Raw genomic sequence first — 18,106 nt, forward strand, 5'->3', positions numbered from 1 at the left:
TCTGATAAGTAGGCTTTTGTGCTAATTATTGCCGCGAGTTGTAGTATTTCACAAAAAGAATTTATATTGCGGCGCTATATATCATCTATCATTACCGCTTACCGTATTACTCCCGAAGCTTCCCGCCTGGTAGTTTCCGCCTTTTTTCCGTACTGCTGATATTTCCAGTCGCGTAGCAGCGACGATAATTTCACGCGTATTATCGTATTCCAGCCCCCGGTCGGTTCGGTAGTTGGCTTCACGGCCTCGCCTGTTTGCTGCTTGGCTGGTAGAGTGAATTTGTTGCAGCGCTAAGCGGTGCCCTGTTAGCGCGCTTAGCGCCTCGATTATAGTTTAGAATTATCCTTTATCGTTATCCAGCCCGATTACATGGCACATAATCTTACCGTTAGTATCGACCAGGACTCCGGCTTTTGCTTTGGCGTTACCTACGCCATCCAGATGGCCGAGGAAATACTAGATGACCAAGACTATCTGTACTGTCTAGGCGACATCGTGCACAACGAGGAAGAAGTAGAGCGGCTGAAGTCCCTGGGCCTGCGCATCATTACTTATGACGTTTTTGCGCAGCTGCGTAATGAAATGGTGCTGATCCGGGCCCACGGCGAGCCGCCGAGCACTTACCGGATTGCCCTGCTCAACAACCTGACCCTGATTGACGCCTCTTGCCCGGTGGTGCTCAAGCTCCAGAACCGCATCAAGGCCAGCTACGACAAGCAAAACAAGATTTTCATCTACGGCACCCACGGCCACGCCGAAGTGCAGGGCCTGTTGGGCCAAACCCAGGGCAACGCCGTGGTATTCGAAAATCTGGATCAGCTGCTGCAGCACCCGCTGCCCCAGGAACTGACGCTCTACAGTCAGACCACCAAAAGCCCCGACAGCTTTTACCGCATCAAGCAGGAGCTGGAGGCGCGCGGCTACACGGTAATAGCCAACGACACGATTTGCCGGCAGGTCAGCAACCGCGACAAAGACCTGCGTCACTTTGCCGTCCGCTTCGACCACATTGTTTTTGTGTCGGGCACCAAGAGCAGCAACGGCAAAGCCCTCTACCAGGTCTGCAAGGCGGCCAACCCGAACACGCACTTCATTTCGAAAGTCGAAGAGTTGGATTTAGGCTGGTTTGAGCCCGGCCAATCCGTCGGAATCTGCGGGGCCACCAGCACGCCCATGTGGCTGCTCGAAGATGTCCGGGCCGCCCTGGTAGCCGTGCCGGCCATTGCCAGTTAGGTCAGCGCCCCAAGGTTTGGGGTAGCTAGTATCCTGCGGGCAAGTCTAGCCTGTGTTACTAGCTGATTTACTTATTATTACGATACGTGTATGCCTACGGCAATTCGTCCTTCGACGGGAAAACTTACTACATATGGACCGGGCGCCCTGGCTTTGCTGTTGCTCGGGGGCCTGGGTGGGTATTATTACCTGCGCAAACGGTTTGAGCCGGCCCCAAACCAGCTCAGCGTGCCTAATATTCTAGCTCAGTGCACCTTCCAGTGGCAGGCCGATCCGGATGCAGTACCGCCGGAGCCCTGCGCGGCCCTGCTCGTGCCCGTCCAGCTGCCCGGTTGTCCACTTACCTGCTACCTCCAGTTTGATACCGGCGCGCCTTCTTCCCTGCTGTACGCGCATGCCCTGCACGCTCTGCGAACCGCCTATCCCGCTACTGCGGCAGTCGTGCAGGTACACGGCGCGAGCGTACCAAATTTCAGCTTCCAACTTGGGGCGGCGACCGTAGTAGCTGCCCAGGTCCGGGTAGTAGAGTACGGCGACGAGGAATTGCCCGCCGATAGTGCCGAGCCCTTCATCATCGGTACGCTGGGGGCCGACGTGCTGGAAAACCGGGTGCTGGTGCTCGACTATGCGCAGCGTCGGTTTCAGCTTTTCCCTCAACTACCCGCAGCGCTGGCTCGCCGGGCAGTTTTTATTCCGCTGCGCTTCCGTAAGCGCCGTTTATTGCTCCGCGCTACGCTGCTGGGCCAGCAGTACGAACTGCTATTCGACTCGGGTAGCAGTGCTTACGCCCTAATAACGAATAGAAAGCCTTGGAAAGCTTTGGCCGAGGTGGGGGCCGCAGTGCAAACCAGCGACGTAAACTCCTGGGGGCATACCCTAACTGCCTATACGGCGCCCACCCAGGCCAAACTGGAGCTGGGCGCCATTGCTCTGCCGCTGCGCCGTGTCACCTACATTCAGGGCGTGAAGTGGTGGCAATACGTCCTAATGCGGGCATCAGGCATGGGCGGCATGCTGGGCAATGAGCCTTTCCGTCACCATACCCTTATCCTGGACACCTTTGCCGGCCGATTCGGCCTCATTGCGCACCCGATAGAAAGCTAAATAGTATTGGTTTGTTGACACAAATAGTTGTAAGATAGTTGGTTATATTATTGAAAGGCTGTTTTTGGAAATTTTTTAAAATAAATTTTGCCTCTTCTTGAATTTGTTGAAATTATTTCTGCATATTTGGGAGCATAATTATTAGATACGCTAGTTAGTTAATATTTACTTCATTTATCCACCGCAGATATGCCCCAGCTTCCCCACCCCCCGTTTGTTTTTCTCGGTACTGTAGCCTAGCCTGGTTTACTGGTATAAGTGGCTTTGCACTTGTATCGGTCACTGCCGGGTAGCATTGCGCAGCAAGGCGAGCTTCCGGTCTTACCTGCCTAACAGGTAGCCCATTCTCGCCGCTTTTGTTCAGCCACGGCCACTATGTAGTCTTGTCGTGCTTGCGAAAGTAAGTTACTGATAAATAACTGAATGCGTGATTGCTGCTCGGCTAATAAGGTAGCATGCCTAGGCTACGGCGTATGCTTCATGAGTACTGTAGTTTCGCCATTACACCATTATTGGGCTATTGCTTAGGAGTACTTTACCTGACCTTGGTTAGGCGTTAAAATTATATTATCCCCAGTTAGTGCTATTGCTTTTGGCCTTTGTTGGACTTAATCCAATTAGGAGCTTGGTGACTGTGCTTGGAATTATCATATATTCTATACAAACATGGACAGACTTATAACTTCCCAAGTTAGAAGCCAGAAAAGTCGGCGCCGTTGGCTGCTGAGCTTAGCTCTGGTGGTAGTGCTTTTGAGTGGCACTATGGCTTTCCGCTCCTTTCTGAAGCCTAGTATTCAGCGGAGCGTTATTCTAACGGCGCCGGTCGAAATCGGGGATGTCGAAGCTTCGCTCACTGCGGCGGGCGTTTTGATTCCGGGCCACGAGGCCGTTATTACCAGCCCTATTCAAAGTACAATTCGTAAGGTAGTAGTAGCGGTAGGAGCGCATTTAGCTCCGGGCCAAACCATCTTAGAATTGGACAAGGAGGCCGCTGCTTCGAGCTTGGCTAAGCTAGACGATGAACAGCTGCGCAACCGCAACAAGAACTCCCAGCTGCAGCTTGGACTGGAGCGTGACCTGAACGACTTACGTACTCAGGTAGAAGTGCAGGCCGCCAAGGTCCGCAGTCTACAGTCTAACCTGCGGGATGAGCAACAACTGCTCAAAATAGGCGGCGGCACGGCCGAAACCGTGCGCCAGGCCGAGTTAAATCTGCACGTGGCCCAATTGGAGGCCGCCCGTTTGGCCCGCCAAATCCAAACCCAGCAGCGCTCCAACGCAGCCGATGTGCGGGAGTTGGGCTACACCATGGCTATTCAGAACCGCGCCATAGCCGAGCTGGCCGGCAAGCTGGCCCAGGCCACCATCAGTGCTCAGGACGGCGGCGTGCTCACCTGGGTTAATGACGACATCGGCGGCTCAGTCGAGCAGGGCGCCCCGCTGGCCCGCGTGGCCGACCTGAGCAGCTTCAAGGTGCGGGCCACCATTTCCGATGCCTACGCCGATGCTTTGCACGTGGGCGACCCGGTCGTGGTGCGCATCAACGGCACCGACCTGCGGGGCACGATCAGTACGATCAGCCCTGCGGTAGACAAGGGCGTGGTGACGTTCTACGCCCAACTGGAGCAGGACCACCACCCGGCTCTGCGCTCCAATCTGCGCGTGGATGTATTCGTGGTGACGAAGGGCCACCACAATGTGGTCCGGGTCAAGAACGGCGCCTTCTACCAGGGCGGGCAGGAGCAGGCCGTGTTTGTGGTGAAGGACGGCAAAGCCACGCAGCGCACCGTACGCTTCGGCGACAGCAACTTCGACTACGTGCAGATTGTGAGCGGCTTGCGCCAAGGCGAGCAAATCATCGTCTCGGACATGAAGGATCATCTGGATACGCCCGAACTGAGCATCACCGAGTAAGGCCCTACGACCATGAAACTTCGTTTTCTTCCTTTCCTGGCGTTGCTGGGGCTGCCACTCCATGAGCTTACGGCCCAGACGGCGGCCAGCCGCCCGCTCAACCTCGACGAGGTCATTTCTCTGGCCCTGAACCACTCCGCTATTGGCAAGCAGGCCAATACTGACCGGGAAATCGGCTATTGGCAGTGGCGCGACTACCGCTCCACCTACCGGCCCCAAATCGGTCTGCAGGGTAATCTGCCCAACTACAGCAGCACGATTACCCCCGTGGTGCAGCCCCAGGACGGCTCTATCGTATTCAGACAAATCAAAAACAACAACTCCAACGTGGGATTGGCGGTCAAGCAGAACATTGGCCTGACCGGCGGCCAGGTAATTGTGGGTGCCGACGTACTGCGCTACGACGATTTTATCGGCAAAGCCAAGCGCTACAACAGCCAACCCTTTACCCTGGGGCTGACGCAACCCATCGGCCAGTTCAACGAGCTGCACTGGAACCGGCGAATTGAGCCCCTGCGTTACCAGGAAAGTCAGCGCCAATACCTGGAGGAGCGCGAGAAGATTGCCCAGCGCACCACCGAATTGTATTTTGACGTGCTGCTGCAGCAGGTAAATGCCGAAGTAGCTCGCCAGAACGCCCAGGCCACCGACGAGCTGCTGCGCATCGGGCAGGAGCGCTACCGCCTGGGCCGTCTCTCCCAAAGCGACCTGCTGCAGCTGGAGCTCAACCTGCTCGACGCCCAGCAGGCCAAGATTCAGGCCCAGCTTAGTGCCCAGAATGCTACCGTGGAGCTGCAAGCCTACACCGGCCTGGCCAGCGCCCCAGCCCTGGATGTGCCCAGCCGAGTGCCCCAGCCCGTAATAGCGCCCGAAGTGGCCCTGGAACAAGCCCGCCAGCACCGGAGTGCTATTCTGGCCTTTCAGCGCCGCCTGCTCGAAGCCGAGCGCGACGTCGCCGAGGCCCGCGGCACTACCGGCATGCAGGCCACGTTGTCGGCCAACCTGGGCTACGTCAACCAGGCACCCGAATTGAATAGTAGCCTGCAGGATTTGCGCAACCAGCAGCAGGTGAAGCTATCCTTTTCTATGCCGCTGCTCGACTGGGGCCACCGGCAGGCTGTGGTCAAAACCGCCAAGCTCACCCGCGAGCAAGTGCAGTACTCCGTGGCCCAGGAAGAGCGCAGCTTTGCCCAGAGCGTGCTCACCGAAGCCGGCCAGCAGGAGCAACTCACGGCCCAGCTCCGCCTGGCCCAGCACGCCGACTCCGTGGCCCAGCGGCGCTACGACATTGCCCGTACCACTTACCTGCTCGGCCGCATTAGCCTCACGGATCTGGGGCTGGCCTCCCAGGCTAAGGATGGGGCCCGCCGCAGCTATATAGCGGCCCTGCGGGCCCGGTGGGTGGCCTACTACCGCCTGCGGGCCCTCACCCTCTACGATTTTGAAAAGCACCAGCCCCTGGCGGCTCAGTAGCGCCGGCGGCCCAGCCTCGTCTCATTTATCTCTATCCTCTTTACAGCCACTACCATGACTAAGATTGCTGAAGCGCCCGTTCTGCGGCTTATTGACATCGAGAAAATCTACCAGACCAGCACCGTTGAGACGTCCGCTCTCAACTGCGTGAGCCTGAGTATCAACCGCGGCGAGTTTGTGTCCGTGATGGGGCCCTCGGGCTGCGGTAAATCCACGCTGCTGAGTTTGATGGGCCTGCTCGACGAGCCCTCGGTAGGCACCGTGGAAGTGAACGGCCGCCCGGTGCAGTCGTATTCCGAGAAGGACCTGGCCAGCCTGCGGAACGAGAAAATCGGCTTCATCTTCCAGAGCTACCACCTCATCAATGACCTGTCGGTGGTGGATAACGTGGAGCTGCCCTTGCTTTACCGCTCGGGTATGAATGCCAAAGACCGCCGCAAACGCGCCCTGGCCATGCTCGAAAAAGTGGGCCTGGGAGCCCGCATCAGCCATTTTCCGCAGCAGCTCTCGGGTGGGCAGCGCCAGCGCGTGGCCATTGCCCGGGCCCTGGCTGGTGAGCCCGAAATTATCCTGGCCGACGAGCCCACCGGCAACCTGGACTCGGTGATGGGCGAGGAAATCATGGACCTACTGCTCCACCTCAACGAAAAAGAGGGCACCACCATCGTGATGGTAACCCACGACGAGGCCCAGGCCCAGCGCACCAAGCGCCAGATCCGGCTCTTGGATGGCAGCCAGGTAAACTAAAGCCCGCACGCGTTTTAACCTCCTATCCTATGTTGCTCAATTATCTAAAAATAGCCTGGAAAGTGCTGCTGCGGCGGCGGTTTTTCACGTTCATCAGCCTCTTCGGAACCAGCCTGACCCTGATGGTGCTGCTGGTACTCTATGCCATCTTCGACTACACCGTGGGCCCGCACACGCCCGAAACCCAGGTCGACCGGCTGGTATTCATCAACCGGATTCAGCTGGTGGCGCAGGAGGGAGGGCAAAGCAACGGCTTTATCGGCTACTCCTTTCTCGACCGCTACGTGCGGCCCATGCGCACCCCGGAGAAAATATCCCTGAGCGAAGGCAACTACAATAACGTGGAAGCCTACGTGGGCGAAAGCACCCTGAAGCTGGACCGCAAGCTCACCGACAGTGAATTCTGGCAGGTGCTCAACTTCGACTTCGTAGCCGGCCGGCCCTACACTGCCGCCGAAGTGCGCGAGGCCGCCCTGGTGGCCGTCATCAACGAAAGCACCAGCCGCAAGTACTTCGGCACCACCACGAACGTCATCGGGCGCACGTTTGAGGCCGGCGCCGTGCACTACCGCGTCGTGGGCGTGGTGCGCGACGTCCCGATTTCGCGCTCCAACTCCTACGCCGACTTCTGGGTGCCCCTGACTACAACCAGCGAGGATCTGCGCGACCCGGGCTACATCGGCAACTACCAGGCTATTGCCCTGGCCCGGCAATCTTCCGACGTGGCAACTATTCAGCAGGAGTATGAGCGTGTTGTGGGGCAAGTACCGCTGCCCGACCCCAAAAAGTACAAAGCCGTGCACTCGTATGCCCGTACGCTGCTGGCCTCGCTCACGGCCCGCTTCAACAACAACGCCGACGCGGAAGGCGGCGTGGGCCGCATGATGCAGGTGTCGCTGGTAATGGCCCTGCTTTTTATGCTGCTGCCCGCCCTGAACCTGGTAAACGTGAACGTGAGCCGCATGCTGGAGCGCTCCTCCGAAATTGGCGTGCGCAAGGCCTTCGGAGCCACATCCCGCACCCTGGTCACGCAGTTCCTGTTCGAAAACATCTTCCTGACCCTACTCGGGGGGCTGCTCGGCCTGGCCCTGGCTGCCGGCGCGCTGATGCTGCTCAACTACAGCCAGTTCATGCCCTACTCCGACTTCGCCCTGAACGCGCGGGTCTTCGGGGCCGGAATTCTAACGGCCCTGTTCTTCGGGGCCCTGTCGGGGGCTTACCCCGCCTATAAAATGTCCAAAATGCCTGTTGTACAGGCCCTCAAAGCAGATTTCAAGGTATGATACGGCACCTCATTACCCTCATTTGGAACCGCCGTCGGGCCAATGGCCTGCTCGTTTCCGAAATATTCCTGGCCTTCATTGCGGTGTTTGCCGTGGCTAGCCTGATTATGTACATGCGGCAGAACTACCAAACGCCCCTGGGCTTTCACTACCAGGACGTGTGGCAGATCAACCTGAAGCAGGGAGCCCAGAGCGAGCAGCGGTATGCTACTTTGCAGCAAGTAGTACAGCGCCTCAAAGCCACACCGGGTGTGACGAGCGTGGCCCGGAGCGGGGAAAACACGCCTTTCTCCTTTAACAACGGCACCGCCAAGCTCGACGCCGGCGAAGGCGCCAACAAGCGCCAGTCGCCCAGCACCGACATTTACTTTGCGGGTCCCGAGCTGCAGCAGGTGCTGGACCTGCAGATTGCCGAAGGCCGGTGGTTCGACCGGCGCGACGAAGCAGCCACCCGCCGGCCGGTTGTTATTACGGAAGCAACGCGGGCCGCTTTGTTTCCCAATGAGTCGCCCATCGGTAAGATCGTGCGGGGGCTGCAGGAGGAATGGCAGGTAGTGGGGGTTACAAATTCCTACCGCGCCGGAGGCGAGCTAAGCACTCCCCGTCCTGCCATCATGCTCTACGTAAGCCCCAATGATACCACGGAAGCCTTGTCAACCTTGCTGGTGCGCGTTGCTCCCGGGGCCGGAGCCGCTTTGAAAAAACAGCTTGGGGAGCAAATTCACTCGACTAGCCCGTCCTGGAACAGTACGATTGTGGCCCTGGGCGAACAGCGCCTGGCCAAGCTCAAGATGCTGCTGGCCTTACCCACTATGCTCGGTATCGTTTGCTTGTTCCTGACGATGAACGTAGCCCTGGGTATTTTTGGGGTAATGTGGCTCAATATCAGCCGCCGCCGGGTAGAAATTGGCCTGCGCCGCGCCATTGGGGCTAGTGCGGGCTCCATCAGCGGCCAGATTCTGGGCGAGATTCTAATCATCACCACCTTCGGTCTGGGTTTGGGAGTATTGGCCGTCATTCAATTTCCCATCCTAGGGGTCTTCAATGTGCCCGCCAGCGTGTATTTCCTAGCCATAGCTCTGGGCTTGGGCCTCATCTACGGACTAGTAACCTTGTGCGCGTTCTATCCTAGCCAGCTGGCCACCGGCATCCGACCAGCCCTATCCTTGCGGGAAGAGTAATTACTCCACGCGTTTGCGTTATGGCAGACACATTCTAGTGCTATTCGGGCTGGTTTTCAATATTAAGTGGTGGTTTTTAAATTATTAGTGGTGATGGATAATAGCCTGCAATTATAATATCGATGCGTAATTTATTTTTAATTTTGGCTGAATATTCATTCGGAAAATAATTAAAAAATTATAGAAAATATTTAATTAAATAGTTTGTTTTTTAATTAAATATAAATAGTTTTACTGCATAGATATTTGATTACTGACAGGGATATTATTTACCGCTGGGCGTATAGTGCGCCAACCGGCGGCCACCTGAAAATCTTAGGCCGCTTTTCTTCTCCGGATACCTGATTAGCAAGTTGCCACGCCTGGTGCGTAGGACCAGGCCTCTCCACACCCACCCATAGTAGCTCAAAAGAGGCCTGCCACGCTCCACTCAGGCCTTTGGGGAGCATCCGCTACGCTCAACGAGGGATTTTAGAAGTACGGGTTCGAGCCCTGGGTTATGGCCCCCGACATTCTGGTGGCCGCTACGCCAGCTTGCTAAACCCACCCCGGTTAGCGCGAAGTACCGGGCAAAGCCAGTCTGCTATATAAGCTCAAGGTTCTTATTGCATTTCGCACTCCTATTTTTTGCCATACCAATATTCTTGTGCACAAAAACAAGGTTCAGCTGCTGAACCAAATCACTGACCTATCGAAAGATTAGAAGCTTAAACTCTTCAATGCCGAAGAGATGGAGCAGCGCCTTGAACGCACTGCCGGCGCTGATGCTACAGTAAGCCCCGAAACCAACGGCTTTTCCGACATGATCTGGCTCGTGTAACTACACAAAACGTCTAATTAATACTGCTGTAAAGAGTCGCTGGCTTTTACAGAATACGCACTTCACCTTTTTTTCTTTTTTCCACTTTTCTAACTCCTTTTTTTATGAACAACGATCAAACCCAACTGCTGTCCAAAATCACGGATCTGTCGGAAGACCAGAAGCTCGAGCTCTTCAGCGTAGAAGAACTCGAAAACCGTCTGGAAATGACGGCCTCCGCCGAAGCGCTGGTTGACGCCACCGCTAACGGCGTGTGCTGGATCGGCTAGGTTTTAGTTTACCGCTTACCTTTTTCCTTTTCCCTTTTTCCTTTTTTTCACTTTCTAACTCCTTTTTTATGAACAACGATCAAACCCAACTGCTGTCCAAAATCACGGATCTGTCGGAAGACCAGAAGCTCGAACTTTTCAGCGTAGAAGAGCTCGAGAATCGTCTGGAAATGACGGCCTCGGCTGATTCGCTGGTTGATGTCACCGCCAACGGCGTGTGCTGGATCGGTTAATCTGAATCTACTTACCGCTTACCCTTTTTTCCTTTTTTCCACTTTCTAACTCCTTTTTTTATGAACAACGATCAAACCCAACTGCTGTCCAAAATCACGGATCTGTCGGAAGACCAGAAGCTCGAGCTCTTCAGCGTAGAAGAACTCGAAAACCGTCTGGAAATGACGGCCTCCGCCGAAGCGCTGGTTGACGCCACCGCTAACGGCGTATGCTGGATCGGTTAATCTAAATCACCGGCTGTGGACTAGGTAACTCGTAGTCCGCAGCCGGTGAAATGGATGCTTGTAAAAAAATGCTTAACAGTAAACTGCAACAGCAAACTGTTAAGCATTTTTTGGGTATCTGCAGAAAAGGAATTTTGGGCTGGTTAGAATACTATGAAACTGTTTTTTACAATAATTATATGATTGACATTAGCAAAGTGCGATTTTCTCATCTGGAAAAGACAACTGAGAATCTGCGCCAGTCATTTTTAACTTATTTAGACGACAACGTTTCACTTCCAGGTGGTCTGAAGCATTTGGCTTTCCCTAATTCCTTCTTCGATTCGGAGTATTACTTAACCTTTCCCTATTTATTCCGGAAAGCTTTTGGGGAACGCAACAGCTGGTTTGTTCACCAAGTGTGCGTCTCGGGTTTCTTTTATTTCAAATACCTGTTGTGCCTGGACGCCATGCACGACAAGGATGACATCTCCGGCAAGGCCAGCGCCGAGCGGGAGAGCCACTTGCTGCTACAGTCCCACATCTACCACGAAGAGTCGCTGAAGATTCTTTCCAAGCACTTTGGGAAGAAGGACGCCTTTTGGGTGCTGTGGAACCAGCGCAACTACGAGTTCCTGGCCAGTATTCTGCTCGACAAGGAGTACAACGTGCAGATGAGCTTCGATACCTACACCCGGCTGGCCATCAATAAGTGCGCCTTCTCGAAAGTGGGGGCCGATGCCTACTACGCCAAAAACAGCACCCAGACCGAACTGCACCGGGCCTTGACCCAGTCACTGGACTACTTCTCGATTGCGCGCTGCATCCAGGACGACCTGGAGGACTTCAAAAAGGACCTGCAGTACCAGAAAAACAACCTCGGCCATATTTTCCTGCAAGCCTGGCTCAAATCGAATGGTAAGAAGCTGAAGGACTATGCGCCGGAAGTACTGGAGCGCTACCTCTTCACCTCCGAAACCGCCGAGCGGATGATGACTCTCTCGAAGAGCTATTACCAGCGGGCCATCGACGAGGTGGAGCCCTACCGCGCCGAATTGACGGACTACATCAAAATCATTGACCTGGTTAGAAACAAGATCAACTTCTACAAGGTCAACGTGCAAGCCTACCGGGTTAATAAGCTGCTGGACAAGATTATCAGCACCAAATTCGGCATTCAAACAAGCATTCAAGAAGCCATTACGCGCTCCAAAAAATATATAGAACGCCTACAGGGCACCGATGGGTCGTGGTTTGAGGTAACCAACATGCAAGGCCTGAGCAACGTTTGGGCCACGGGGTTTGTGGCTTCTTACCTGGAAAAAGACAATCCTAACCTCGTAAAGGCCACCGAGTTTTTGCTCGCTAACCAGCAAGACCACCTCTGGGGCTATAATACCGACTGGGTGTTCGATTTCGACTCGACTACCTGCGTGCTATTTGCCCTGCACAACGCGGATCAGCCCGTGCAGCCCTATCTGGTCCCGTGGTTTGAGGGCCAAACCAGCACCGGCGGTTTCCGCACCTACTCCGATACGGCCTTTAACCTGGTAAGCCAGCTGGGCCTGAAAAAGACCCAGCTCAACGGCTGGACCAGCGCCCACATTTGCGTCAGTGCCCTGGCTTACTACTTCCTCAACCACTTGGAAGACCGCAGCGGCTTCGAGCCCCAACGGGCCGCATTGAAAGCCTACATCCTGGAAAACAAGTCGGCGAAAGGCGTGTGGCAGCCCTACTGGTGGACCTCCTACCTGTATCCTACCTGCTTTGTGGTGCAGGCCATGCTGCGCGACGAAGACGACTTCGCCGCCGAAATTACGCAGGCCCTGGACTACATCATCCGCAAGCAAAACAAGGATGGGAGCTTCTCGTGCGAGATTCTAAAGCAGAAGAGCGTGTTCTACACCGCCCTGGTGCTGGACACGATTTCGGCCTCGCCGGCGCTGTTTGCCACCTACCAGGCCCCGGCAACCCGGATGAAAGACTGGCTGCTGGCCAATCAGTACGAGGACGGGGGCTTTACGGGCTCCAACTTCCTGGTGATTCCCAACCCGACGACGCTGAATTGGTACCAGTCCAAAAAGCGCCTCAAGATCAACAAGGCCGGGGGCGGTAACTCCATTACGGGGGAAATTGCCAACCTGTTTTCTACTGCGGTTTCGCTCCGGGCCCTGCAGCGCTATAACCAATTAGATACCGCCACTTATGGAAATTAGTAAGGAATACGTCCCCCAGCTGGCCGAACAGTACACCTACGTGCAGTTCGACAAGAATACCTACGTGCTGTGCATTGATGGAATTACGCCCATTAAGCTGAATGTCAACCAGCTGACCAAAAGCCTGCTCGAGCAGATTGACGGCAACCGCAACATCGAGGATATCACCTACGCCTTTAACCAGGCTAACGAAGTCAACTTCTCGGTGGAGGATATCGTGTCCATCTTCAACAAGCAGCTGGTGGGCTACGGCATCTTCGATACCGACAACCTGGACCGCATCAAGGCCCAGGACGAATACCTCAAGCTGCGCGTAACGCTGCTGCCGGCCTCGGTAGTTAAAAAGGTTACTCCCTTCCTGACGTTTCTCTTCAACGTCAAGCTGTTCGTCGTCGTGTTTATCAGCAGTTTACTGTTTCTGGCGGCCAACTTCCTGCTCAATATTGACATTCAGGCCATTTACCACGATTCCAACCCCAAAATGCTGGGCGTGCTGATTTCGGTGGTGTACCTGAGCTTGTTGCTGCACGAGTTTGGGCACGCGGCGGCCTGTGAGCGGTTCGGGGCCAACAGTGGAGCCATTGGGTTCGGGTTCTACGCCTTTACGCCCGTGTTTTACGCCGACGTAACCGACACTTGGCGCCTGAAGCGCCACCAGCGCCTGATTGTGGACTTTGGGGGCATTTATATGCAGCTGCTCATGTGCGTGCTGCTGACGGGCGCGTATTACCTCACCCACGAAAAGTCCCTGCTGTACGTATCCTTCGTCATCGGCATCTCCATTGCTGCCAACCTCAACCCGCTGCTGCGCTACGACGGCTACTGGGCCCTGAGCGACGCGCTGAACATCTCCAACCTGAAGGGCAAGTCGATGACGGCCCTGGGTAAGTTTTTTGGTATGTGCATCGGCATCAACAAAAACTGGGACCATAGCCGCCGCGCTTTGTTTCTGACGGCCTACGGCTTTGTCTCAGCCGGTGCCTTCATTGCCTTTGCCGGCTACATGCTGCTTTTCAACCACCATTCCCTGCTGTATTTCCCACTTAATCTGTACTCCTTTGTTCACCGCCTGCTATTTGACTTTCAGCAAATAGATTTTTTGTGGTTCAAGAGCAACATTACAAAACTATTTGTACCTTTCGTCTTCTACTATATGTTGATTAAGTCTATTATTAGCGGCGTAAAAGACAAATATTTTGCAGACCGGGCTCCGGCCCAACCCGAAGCAGTAACCGTCGGGGCTTGATTACGAGAAGTTTAGGATTATTTTATTAACTATTTATGTTCCGTACTATATGTATAAGCTTTCCTATTATACCATTATCACGAAGCCAATCGACAGCAAGAACAACCGACTGGCTTACGCAACCCGGACGGGGCAGGTAGTTTCACTTAGCAGTCTGTGCCACGACTTTCTGAAGAATGATCTGGCGGGCAGTATTCCGGTACATATTCAGGAAAAGCTGATCAAAGCCGGCATTCTGGTACCAGCGGAGGAAAATGAGCTGGCCAGCGTTATCAACGAAAACATTGATTTTGGGGAATCCGAGCAAGGGCAGCTCAATGAAGTAATCCAGCCCAGTGCCATGTGCCAGCTCGGCTGCTACTACTGCGGGCAGCAGCACGTGAAAAGCAGTATTTCCGATGAGCTGGTAGAGAAGCTCGTCGAGCGTATCTACCACAAGTTTACCCAGGGTAGCTACAAGAAAATTTATATTGGCTGGTTTGGGGCTGAGCCCCTGATGGGCTTGCCCCAGATGCGGGCTATTTACCGGCGCCTCACCGCCCGCATTGCCGACCCAAGCGTGCACATCGGCGGCAAAATTGTAACCAATGGCCTGAGCCTGAAGGAGAATATCTTTGCCGAGCTCGTGCAGGAGCTCAACGTGGATACGTTCGAAATTACCCTGGACGGGGCCGAGGAGTACCACGACAGCCACCGCTTTACCAAGGCCGGCGGGCCTTCCTTTAAGATTATTTATCAGAACATTAAGCGCATCGTTTCCGCCGCCGATTTCGACCCCGCCAAAACCCGCATGATTATCCGCTGCAACGTGGATAGCAACAACGTGGAAGGCGTGGAGCCGCTGATTCGCCTGATTGCTGACGACAACCTGCACCGGCGGATTCACAGCCTGTATTTCATCGGAATTTACTCGTGGGGCGGCAATGACGCCCAGACCAAGTCGCTGACCAAGGAGCAGTTTGCGCGCCTGAAGCTGCAGTGGGAAATTCTTCAAGTGAAGCTGGGCTACCCCTTCCAGACCGTGCTGCACAAGCGCAAGAAAAGCACCTGCATGGCTACCGGCGGCAAGGGCGAGTTGTACGATGCCTTTGGTAATATCTTCAACTGCACGGAAGTATCCTATTCCGAATTTTACGAGGATAAGAACTATAAGCTCGGTACGCTGCAGCAGGATACGCTCAAAACGTTCGACTCCAAGCCCCACAACGATTGGTATGGCCTCGTGCGCGACACGGATAAATTCCCGTGCCACGGCTGCCGGTTGCTGCCCATCTGCGGGGGCAGCTGCCCGAAGTCGTGGGTGGAAGGAATTCCGGCCTGTCCTCCGTATAAGTTTAATATTCAGAAGGAAGTAGAGTTTAAATACCTGCTGGCTACTACCCCGCGGGCGGAGCTGGACGCCGTGCTGACGGCCTTCGAAAATGCGTTTGCCGAGGAAGAATTCCTACGCTACAGCTAAGGGCTACCCAGTCGGTTACTCGGCTGAATTAGCTGGCAGGGTAGCCATCCCAATATCCTAGTGCAACATTAGTCCATCTCATTATTTTACCATTATTCTATTCTTATGAACACGAAAGCATCCTCCTTCCTGGTAGGCGCCCCCATGCCCATTCCCACGGTTGACCCGTATCCGGCCTATCATAAAGTGCGCAAGGAAAATCCAATTTACCGGGTATCGCCTACGCAGTGGGTAATTACGGGGTATCAAGATGCTATGTCGCTGCTGCAAAATCCGTTGTGCTCCCACTGGGGCCAGGACTCGGAGACGCAGGCTATTTTGTTTTCGGGGAAAAGTGCAGTAGCCAAAACCCTGTTTGCCTTTGCGCCCGACAGCGGCCTGCCTTACCGCAAAAACGTGATGCACGCTCTGGCCGGTAAAAACCTAAAATTCGACGGCAAAGCCATGCAGGAGCAGGCCGATAAGCTGCTGGATAAGCTGGTCGGCAAGGAGGAAATTGACTTTATCCGGGATTATGCACACCCGCTGACGTTCGAAACCATCAGCCGGATCATTGGCATTCCCGACGAGGACATTCCGGCGCTCAGCACTACGGTGGCCGAGCTAGATGGTATGTATCTGGGCCTGATATATAATCCGGTGGCGACGGGAGCCGGCGGATTGTTTCTGAGTTTTCTGCGCACGTTCATTGAGCACAAAAAGGCCAACCCCGGCGACGACCTGTGCAGTGCCCTAATAGACGCCTGCCGCCGGGAAGAGGAAGACGAGTCGTTTATCCTGTCGATGCTGATCCTGCTCTTTTACGCGGGCCACGACAACATGATGAACTTCCTGGGCAACGCTATTCTGGCCCTGGATAAGCACCAGGCGGAGCAGGCTACCCTGCGCGAGCAACCCGCCCGGGCGTATGACTGCGTGGACGAACTGCTGCGCTACGACAGTCCGGTACAGTTCTTTCTGCTGTTTGCCAAAGCCCCGATTCAGCTGGGCCCCAAAACCATTGCCGCCGGCAGCCAGATCCTGATTTGCGTGGGAGCGGCCAACCGGGACCCCAGCGTCTTTACCAACCCCGATGGGCTGGACCTGACCCGCAAACCGGCGCACTTGAGCTACGGTACGGGGGCCTACCGCTGCATTGGCGCGCGCCTGGCCCACCTGCAGGCGGGCACGGCCCTGAGCAAATTCATTGCCCGCACTACGGCTTACACGCCCGTGCAGGGCGGCACCGTGTGGCGCACCGCACCCTACGTGCAGCGCGGCCCGGCGGCCGTGAAGCTCCACGTAAGCTGGAACCCGGCGCTGTAAGGCTTAGCGGCGCATATGCCGCTGTGCTTTGGCGAACAGGTCTAAATCTTACTCTACAGTGTAAAAGAACACGGGTATGCAGTTAAAGAAATCCAGATACGCGCTGATATCGGAGGCTTTCGAAGCGGAAGAAAGCCCAACGGCCAAGCGCATTCTTTTCTCGACGCGGAAGGGAATGGGAATTACCATTTCCAACTACGTCTGGTCCCTGATTCAGGCCGGCAACTTCACCGCTATTCCCGACAATCTGTTCAACGTGCTGATGTACCACGAGCTGATTGTGCCCGAGGATGAGGACGAGCTGGAAGAGGTTATTACCCGCAACCAGCTTATGGCCCTGGACACGAGCGGCGCTGAACTGTCGGTGTACCTGGGCTCGGCGGCCGTGCTGGATGCTCAACTCCAGCAAACCCTGGCCGACCTGCTCGACCAGCACGGGGCGGCCTCGAAAAAGAAGCTGGTACTCATCGTGGCCGGCACTTCGGTGGCGGCGGGCGTGCAGCGCATTCACTGGCTGAGCGCTTTTCTGGACCATGTGCCGTTGGTGGCCAAGCTGGCGAAGGAATTTCAGCTGGTGAGCCTGGGAGCCGGAAATGCCGCGCCCGCGCCAACTTTTGCCGGGGTGCTGAAGGCCCGCATAACCAAGGTTTCGGTGGTGCTGCCGGTGGAGCAGGCCCGGGTGCCGCTGGTGTTTCAGGAGCTGCGGGCCCTGCAGGCCCCCATGGCCGGCCAGCCCACGGCCCCGGTAGCCATTCACTTGCTGACGACCAGCGCCAGCACGAAAGTAGTGGAGATTGTGAACGAGTTTCAGCAGCTCAAGCACGCGCTGGGGGCCGACTTGTTTGTGCAGCTGCTGCCCGCGGCGGCGACCAAGACGGAGGCTGCCGCCCAAGAGGAGCTGGCCTGGCTCAACGAGGTGGGCGCGCACAAGGTGTGCCTGAATCTGTTGCCGGCCCCAACCAATACCTATTTCCATACCGGCCAATTCTACCACGCCCGGGCCGAAACGCCGGCGGCCGTGCTGAAGCTGGACCATGCCCCGCTAGAGCTGGATACGGCCGAAAACCTGGCGGCCCGCCGGTTCTACGACGAGCACATCAGCGGCTTGCTGCGGGCCCACCAAATTCGCTGCTCGGCGTGCATCTACCTGCCCATGTGCGGCGGCCGGCCCGATAAGAGCCAGGCCCACGACCAGGACTGCCCCGCCTTCGTGCAGAACTTTATGAAGAAGGTAGAGCTGAAGTATAACCTCGTTAGATCCTGCTAGTATGGCCACGACCAACACGCCGGTATCCGCCAAGATGAAGTGGAACCGCAGTCAGCTGATTGAAACCAATACCTATATCAAAGTTTATACTGAGGCCCTCAACCGTATTCTTCCTGCTCATGATCGACAAACTCTGTTCATTGTTTCTAAGC

General features: G+C 55.5%; 15 protein-coding genes. All 15 read left to right on the plus strand.

The window, feature by feature from the left end:
* Nucleotides 1-369 precede the first annotated feature (369 nt).
* The 15 genes from CLV45_RS18915 to CLV45_RS18970 all read left to right on the plus strand — a co-directional run bounded on the left by CLV45_RS18915 (nucleotide 370) and on the right by CLV45_RS18970 (nucleotide 17,954).
* Nucleotides 370-1,233 (plus strand): 4-hydroxy-3-methylbut-2-enyl diphosphate reductase, encoded by an 864-nt coding sequence (locus tag CLV45_RS18915; RefSeq protein WP_100338035.1) that lies wholly within the window; start codon nucleotides 370-372, stop codon nucleotides 1,231-1,233.
* 90 nt (nucleotides 1,234-1,323) lie between these two features.
* On the plus strand, nucleotides 1,324-2,337 hold the full coding sequence (locus CLV45_RS18920; protein WP_157807644.1) for a hypothetical protein: 1,014 nt from the start codon (nucleotides 1,324-1,326) through the stop codon (nucleotides 2,335-2,337).
* Nucleotides 2,338-3,099: 762 nt separating this feature from the next.
* A complete protein-coding gene (locus tag CLV45_RS18925; RefSeq protein WP_245882916.1) occupies nucleotides 3,100-4,251 on the plus strand; it encodes an efflux RND transporter periplasmic adaptor subunit in 1,152 nt (383 codons plus the stop codon).
* 12 nt (nucleotides 4,252-4,263) lie between these two features.
* Nucleotides 4,264-5,724, plus strand: a complete 1,461-nt coding sequence (locus CLV45_RS18930; RefSeq protein ID WP_100338038.1) for a TolC family protein — start codon at nucleotides 4,264-4,266, stop codon at nucleotides 5,722-5,724.
* A 54-nt stretch (nucleotides 5,725-5,778) separates the two neighbouring features.
* Nucleotides 5,779-6,471 carry an ABC transporter ATP-binding protein gene (locus CLV45_RS18935; protein WP_100338039.1) on the plus strand — a complete coding sequence of 231 codons (693 nt, stop codon included), beginning with the start codon at nucleotides 5,779-5,781 and terminating at the stop codon, nucleotides 6,469-6,471.
* A 29-nt stretch (nucleotides 6,472-6,500) separates the two neighbouring features.
* Nucleotides 6,501-7,754 carry an ABC transporter permease gene (locus CLV45_RS18940; protein ID WP_100338040.1) on the plus strand — a complete coding sequence of 418 codons (1,254 nt, stop codon included), beginning with the start codon at nucleotides 6,501-6,503 and terminating at the stop codon, nucleotides 7,752-7,754.
* On the plus strand, nucleotides 7,751-8,935 hold the full coding sequence (locus CLV45_RS18945; RefSeq protein WP_100338041.1) for an ABC transporter permease: 1,185 nt from the start codon (nucleotides 7,751-7,753) through the stop codon (nucleotides 8,933-8,935). The genes CLV45_RS18940 and CLV45_RS18945 overlap by 4 nt, the downstream gene beginning before the upstream one ends.
* A 924-nt stretch (nucleotides 8,936-9,859) precedes the next feature.
* On the plus strand, nucleotides 9,860-10,024 hold the full coding sequence (locus CLV45_RS25030) for a hypothetical protein (RefSeq protein WP_157807645.1): 165 nt from the start codon (nucleotides 9,860-9,862) through the stop codon (nucleotides 10,022-10,024).
* A gap of 68 nt (nucleotides 10,025-10,092) precedes the next feature.
* On the plus strand, nucleotides 10,093-10,257 hold the full coding sequence (locus CLV45_RS25035) for a hypothetical protein (protein ID WP_157807646.1): 165 nt from the start codon (nucleotides 10,093-10,095) through the stop codon (nucleotides 10,255-10,257).
* Between the two features lie 60 nt (nucleotides 10,258-10,317).
* Nucleotides 10,318-10,482, plus strand: a complete 165-nt coding sequence (locus CLV45_RS25040) for a hypothetical protein (protein ID WP_157807645.1) — start codon at nucleotides 10,318-10,320, stop codon at nucleotides 10,480-10,482.
* A gap of 449 nt (nucleotides 10,483-10,931) precedes the next feature.
* Entirely contained in the window at nucleotides 10,932-12,677 is a 1,746-nt protein-coding gene (locus tag CLV45_RS18950) for a prenyltransferase/squalene oxidase repeat-containing protein (protein WP_157807647.1), read from the plus strand.
* On the plus strand, nucleotides 12,667-13,923 hold the full coding sequence (locus tag CLV45_RS18955) for a zinc metalloprotease (protein ID WP_100338043.1): 1,257 nt from the start codon (nucleotides 12,667-12,669) through the stop codon (nucleotides 13,921-13,923). Before CLV45_RS18950 ends, CLV45_RS18955 begins: the two co-directional genes overlap by 11 nt.
* Nucleotides 13,924-13,972: 49 nt before the next feature.
* Entirely contained in the window at nucleotides 13,973-15,382 is a 1,410-nt protein-coding gene (locus CLV45_RS18960) for a radical SAM/SPASM domain-containing protein (RefSeq protein ID WP_100338044.1), read from the plus strand.
* A gap of 105 nt (nucleotides 15,383-15,487) precedes the next feature.
* Nucleotides 15,488-16,687, plus strand: coding sequence for a cytochrome P450 (locus CLV45_RS18965; protein ID WP_100338045.1), 1,200 nt, complete (start codon nucleotides 15,488-15,490; stop codon nucleotides 16,685-16,687).
* Between the two features lie 175 nt (nucleotides 16,688-16,862).
* Nucleotides 16,863-17,954 (plus strand): hypothetical protein, encoded by a 1,092-nt coding sequence (locus CLV45_RS18970; protein WP_100338046.1) that lies wholly within the window; start codon nucleotides 16,863-16,865, stop codon nucleotides 17,952-17,954.
* Nucleotides 17,955-18,106 lie beyond the last annotated feature (152 nt).

This window comes from Hymenobacter chitinivorans DSM 11115 (assembly GCF_002797555.1).
Classification (GTDB): Bacteria; Bacteroidota; Bacteroidia; order Cytophagales; family Hymenobacteraceae; genus Hymenobacter; species Hymenobacter chitinivorans.

Coding starts and splice junctions, on each gene's coding strand:
- CLV45_RS18915 (WP_100338035.1), top strand. CDS start 370: ATGGCACATAATCTTACCGTTAGTATCGACCAGGACTCCGGCTTTTGC.
- CLV45_RS18920 (WP_157807644.1), top strand. CDS start 1,324: ATGCCTACGGCAATTCGTCCTTCGACGGGAAAACTTACTACATATGGA.
- CLV45_RS18925 (WP_245882916.1), top strand. CDS start 3,100: ATGGCTTTCCGCTCCTTTCTGAAGCCTAGTATTCAGCGGAGCGTTATT.
- CLV45_RS18930 (WP_100338038.1), top strand. CDS start 4,264: ATGAAACTTCGTTTTCTTCCTTTCCTGGCGTTGCTGGGGCTGCCACTC.
- CLV45_RS18935 (WP_100338039.1), top strand. CDS start 5,779: ATGACTAAGATTGCTGAAGCGCCCGTTCTGCGGCTTATTGACATCGAG.
- CLV45_RS18940 (WP_100338040.1), top strand. CDS start 6,501: ATGTTGCTCAATTATCTAAAAATAGCCTGGAAAGTGCTGCTGCGGCGG.
- CLV45_RS18945 (WP_100338041.1), top strand. CDS start 7,751: ATGATACGGCACCTCATTACCCTCATTTGGAACCGCCGTCGGGCCAAT.
- CLV45_RS25030 (WP_157807645.1), top strand. CDS start 9,860: ATGAACAACGATCAAACCCAACTGCTGTCCAAAATCACGGATCTGTCG.
- CLV45_RS25035 (WP_157807646.1), top strand. CDS start 10,093: ATGAACAACGATCAAACCCAACTGCTGTCCAAAATCACGGATCTGTCG.
- CLV45_RS25040 (WP_157807645.1), top strand. CDS start 10,318: ATGAACAACGATCAAACCCAACTGCTGTCCAAAATCACGGATCTGTCG.
- CLV45_RS18950 (WP_157807647.1), top strand. CDS start 10,932: ATGCACGACAAGGATGACATCTCCGGCAAGGCCAGCGCCGAGCGGGAG.
- CLV45_RS18955 (WP_100338043.1), top strand. CDS start 12,667: ATGGAAATTAGTAAGGAATACGTCCCCCAGCTGGCCGAACAGTACACC.
- CLV45_RS18960 (WP_100338044.1), top strand. CDS start 13,973: ATGTATAAGCTTTCCTATTATACCATTATCACGAAGCCAATCGACAGC.
- CLV45_RS18965 (WP_100338045.1), top strand. CDS start 15,488: ATGAACACGAAAGCATCCTCCTTCCTGGTAGGCGCCCCCATGCCCATT.
- CLV45_RS18970 (WP_100338046.1), top strand. CDS start 16,863: ATGGGAATTACCATTTCCAACTACGTCTGGTCCCTGATTCAGGCCGGC.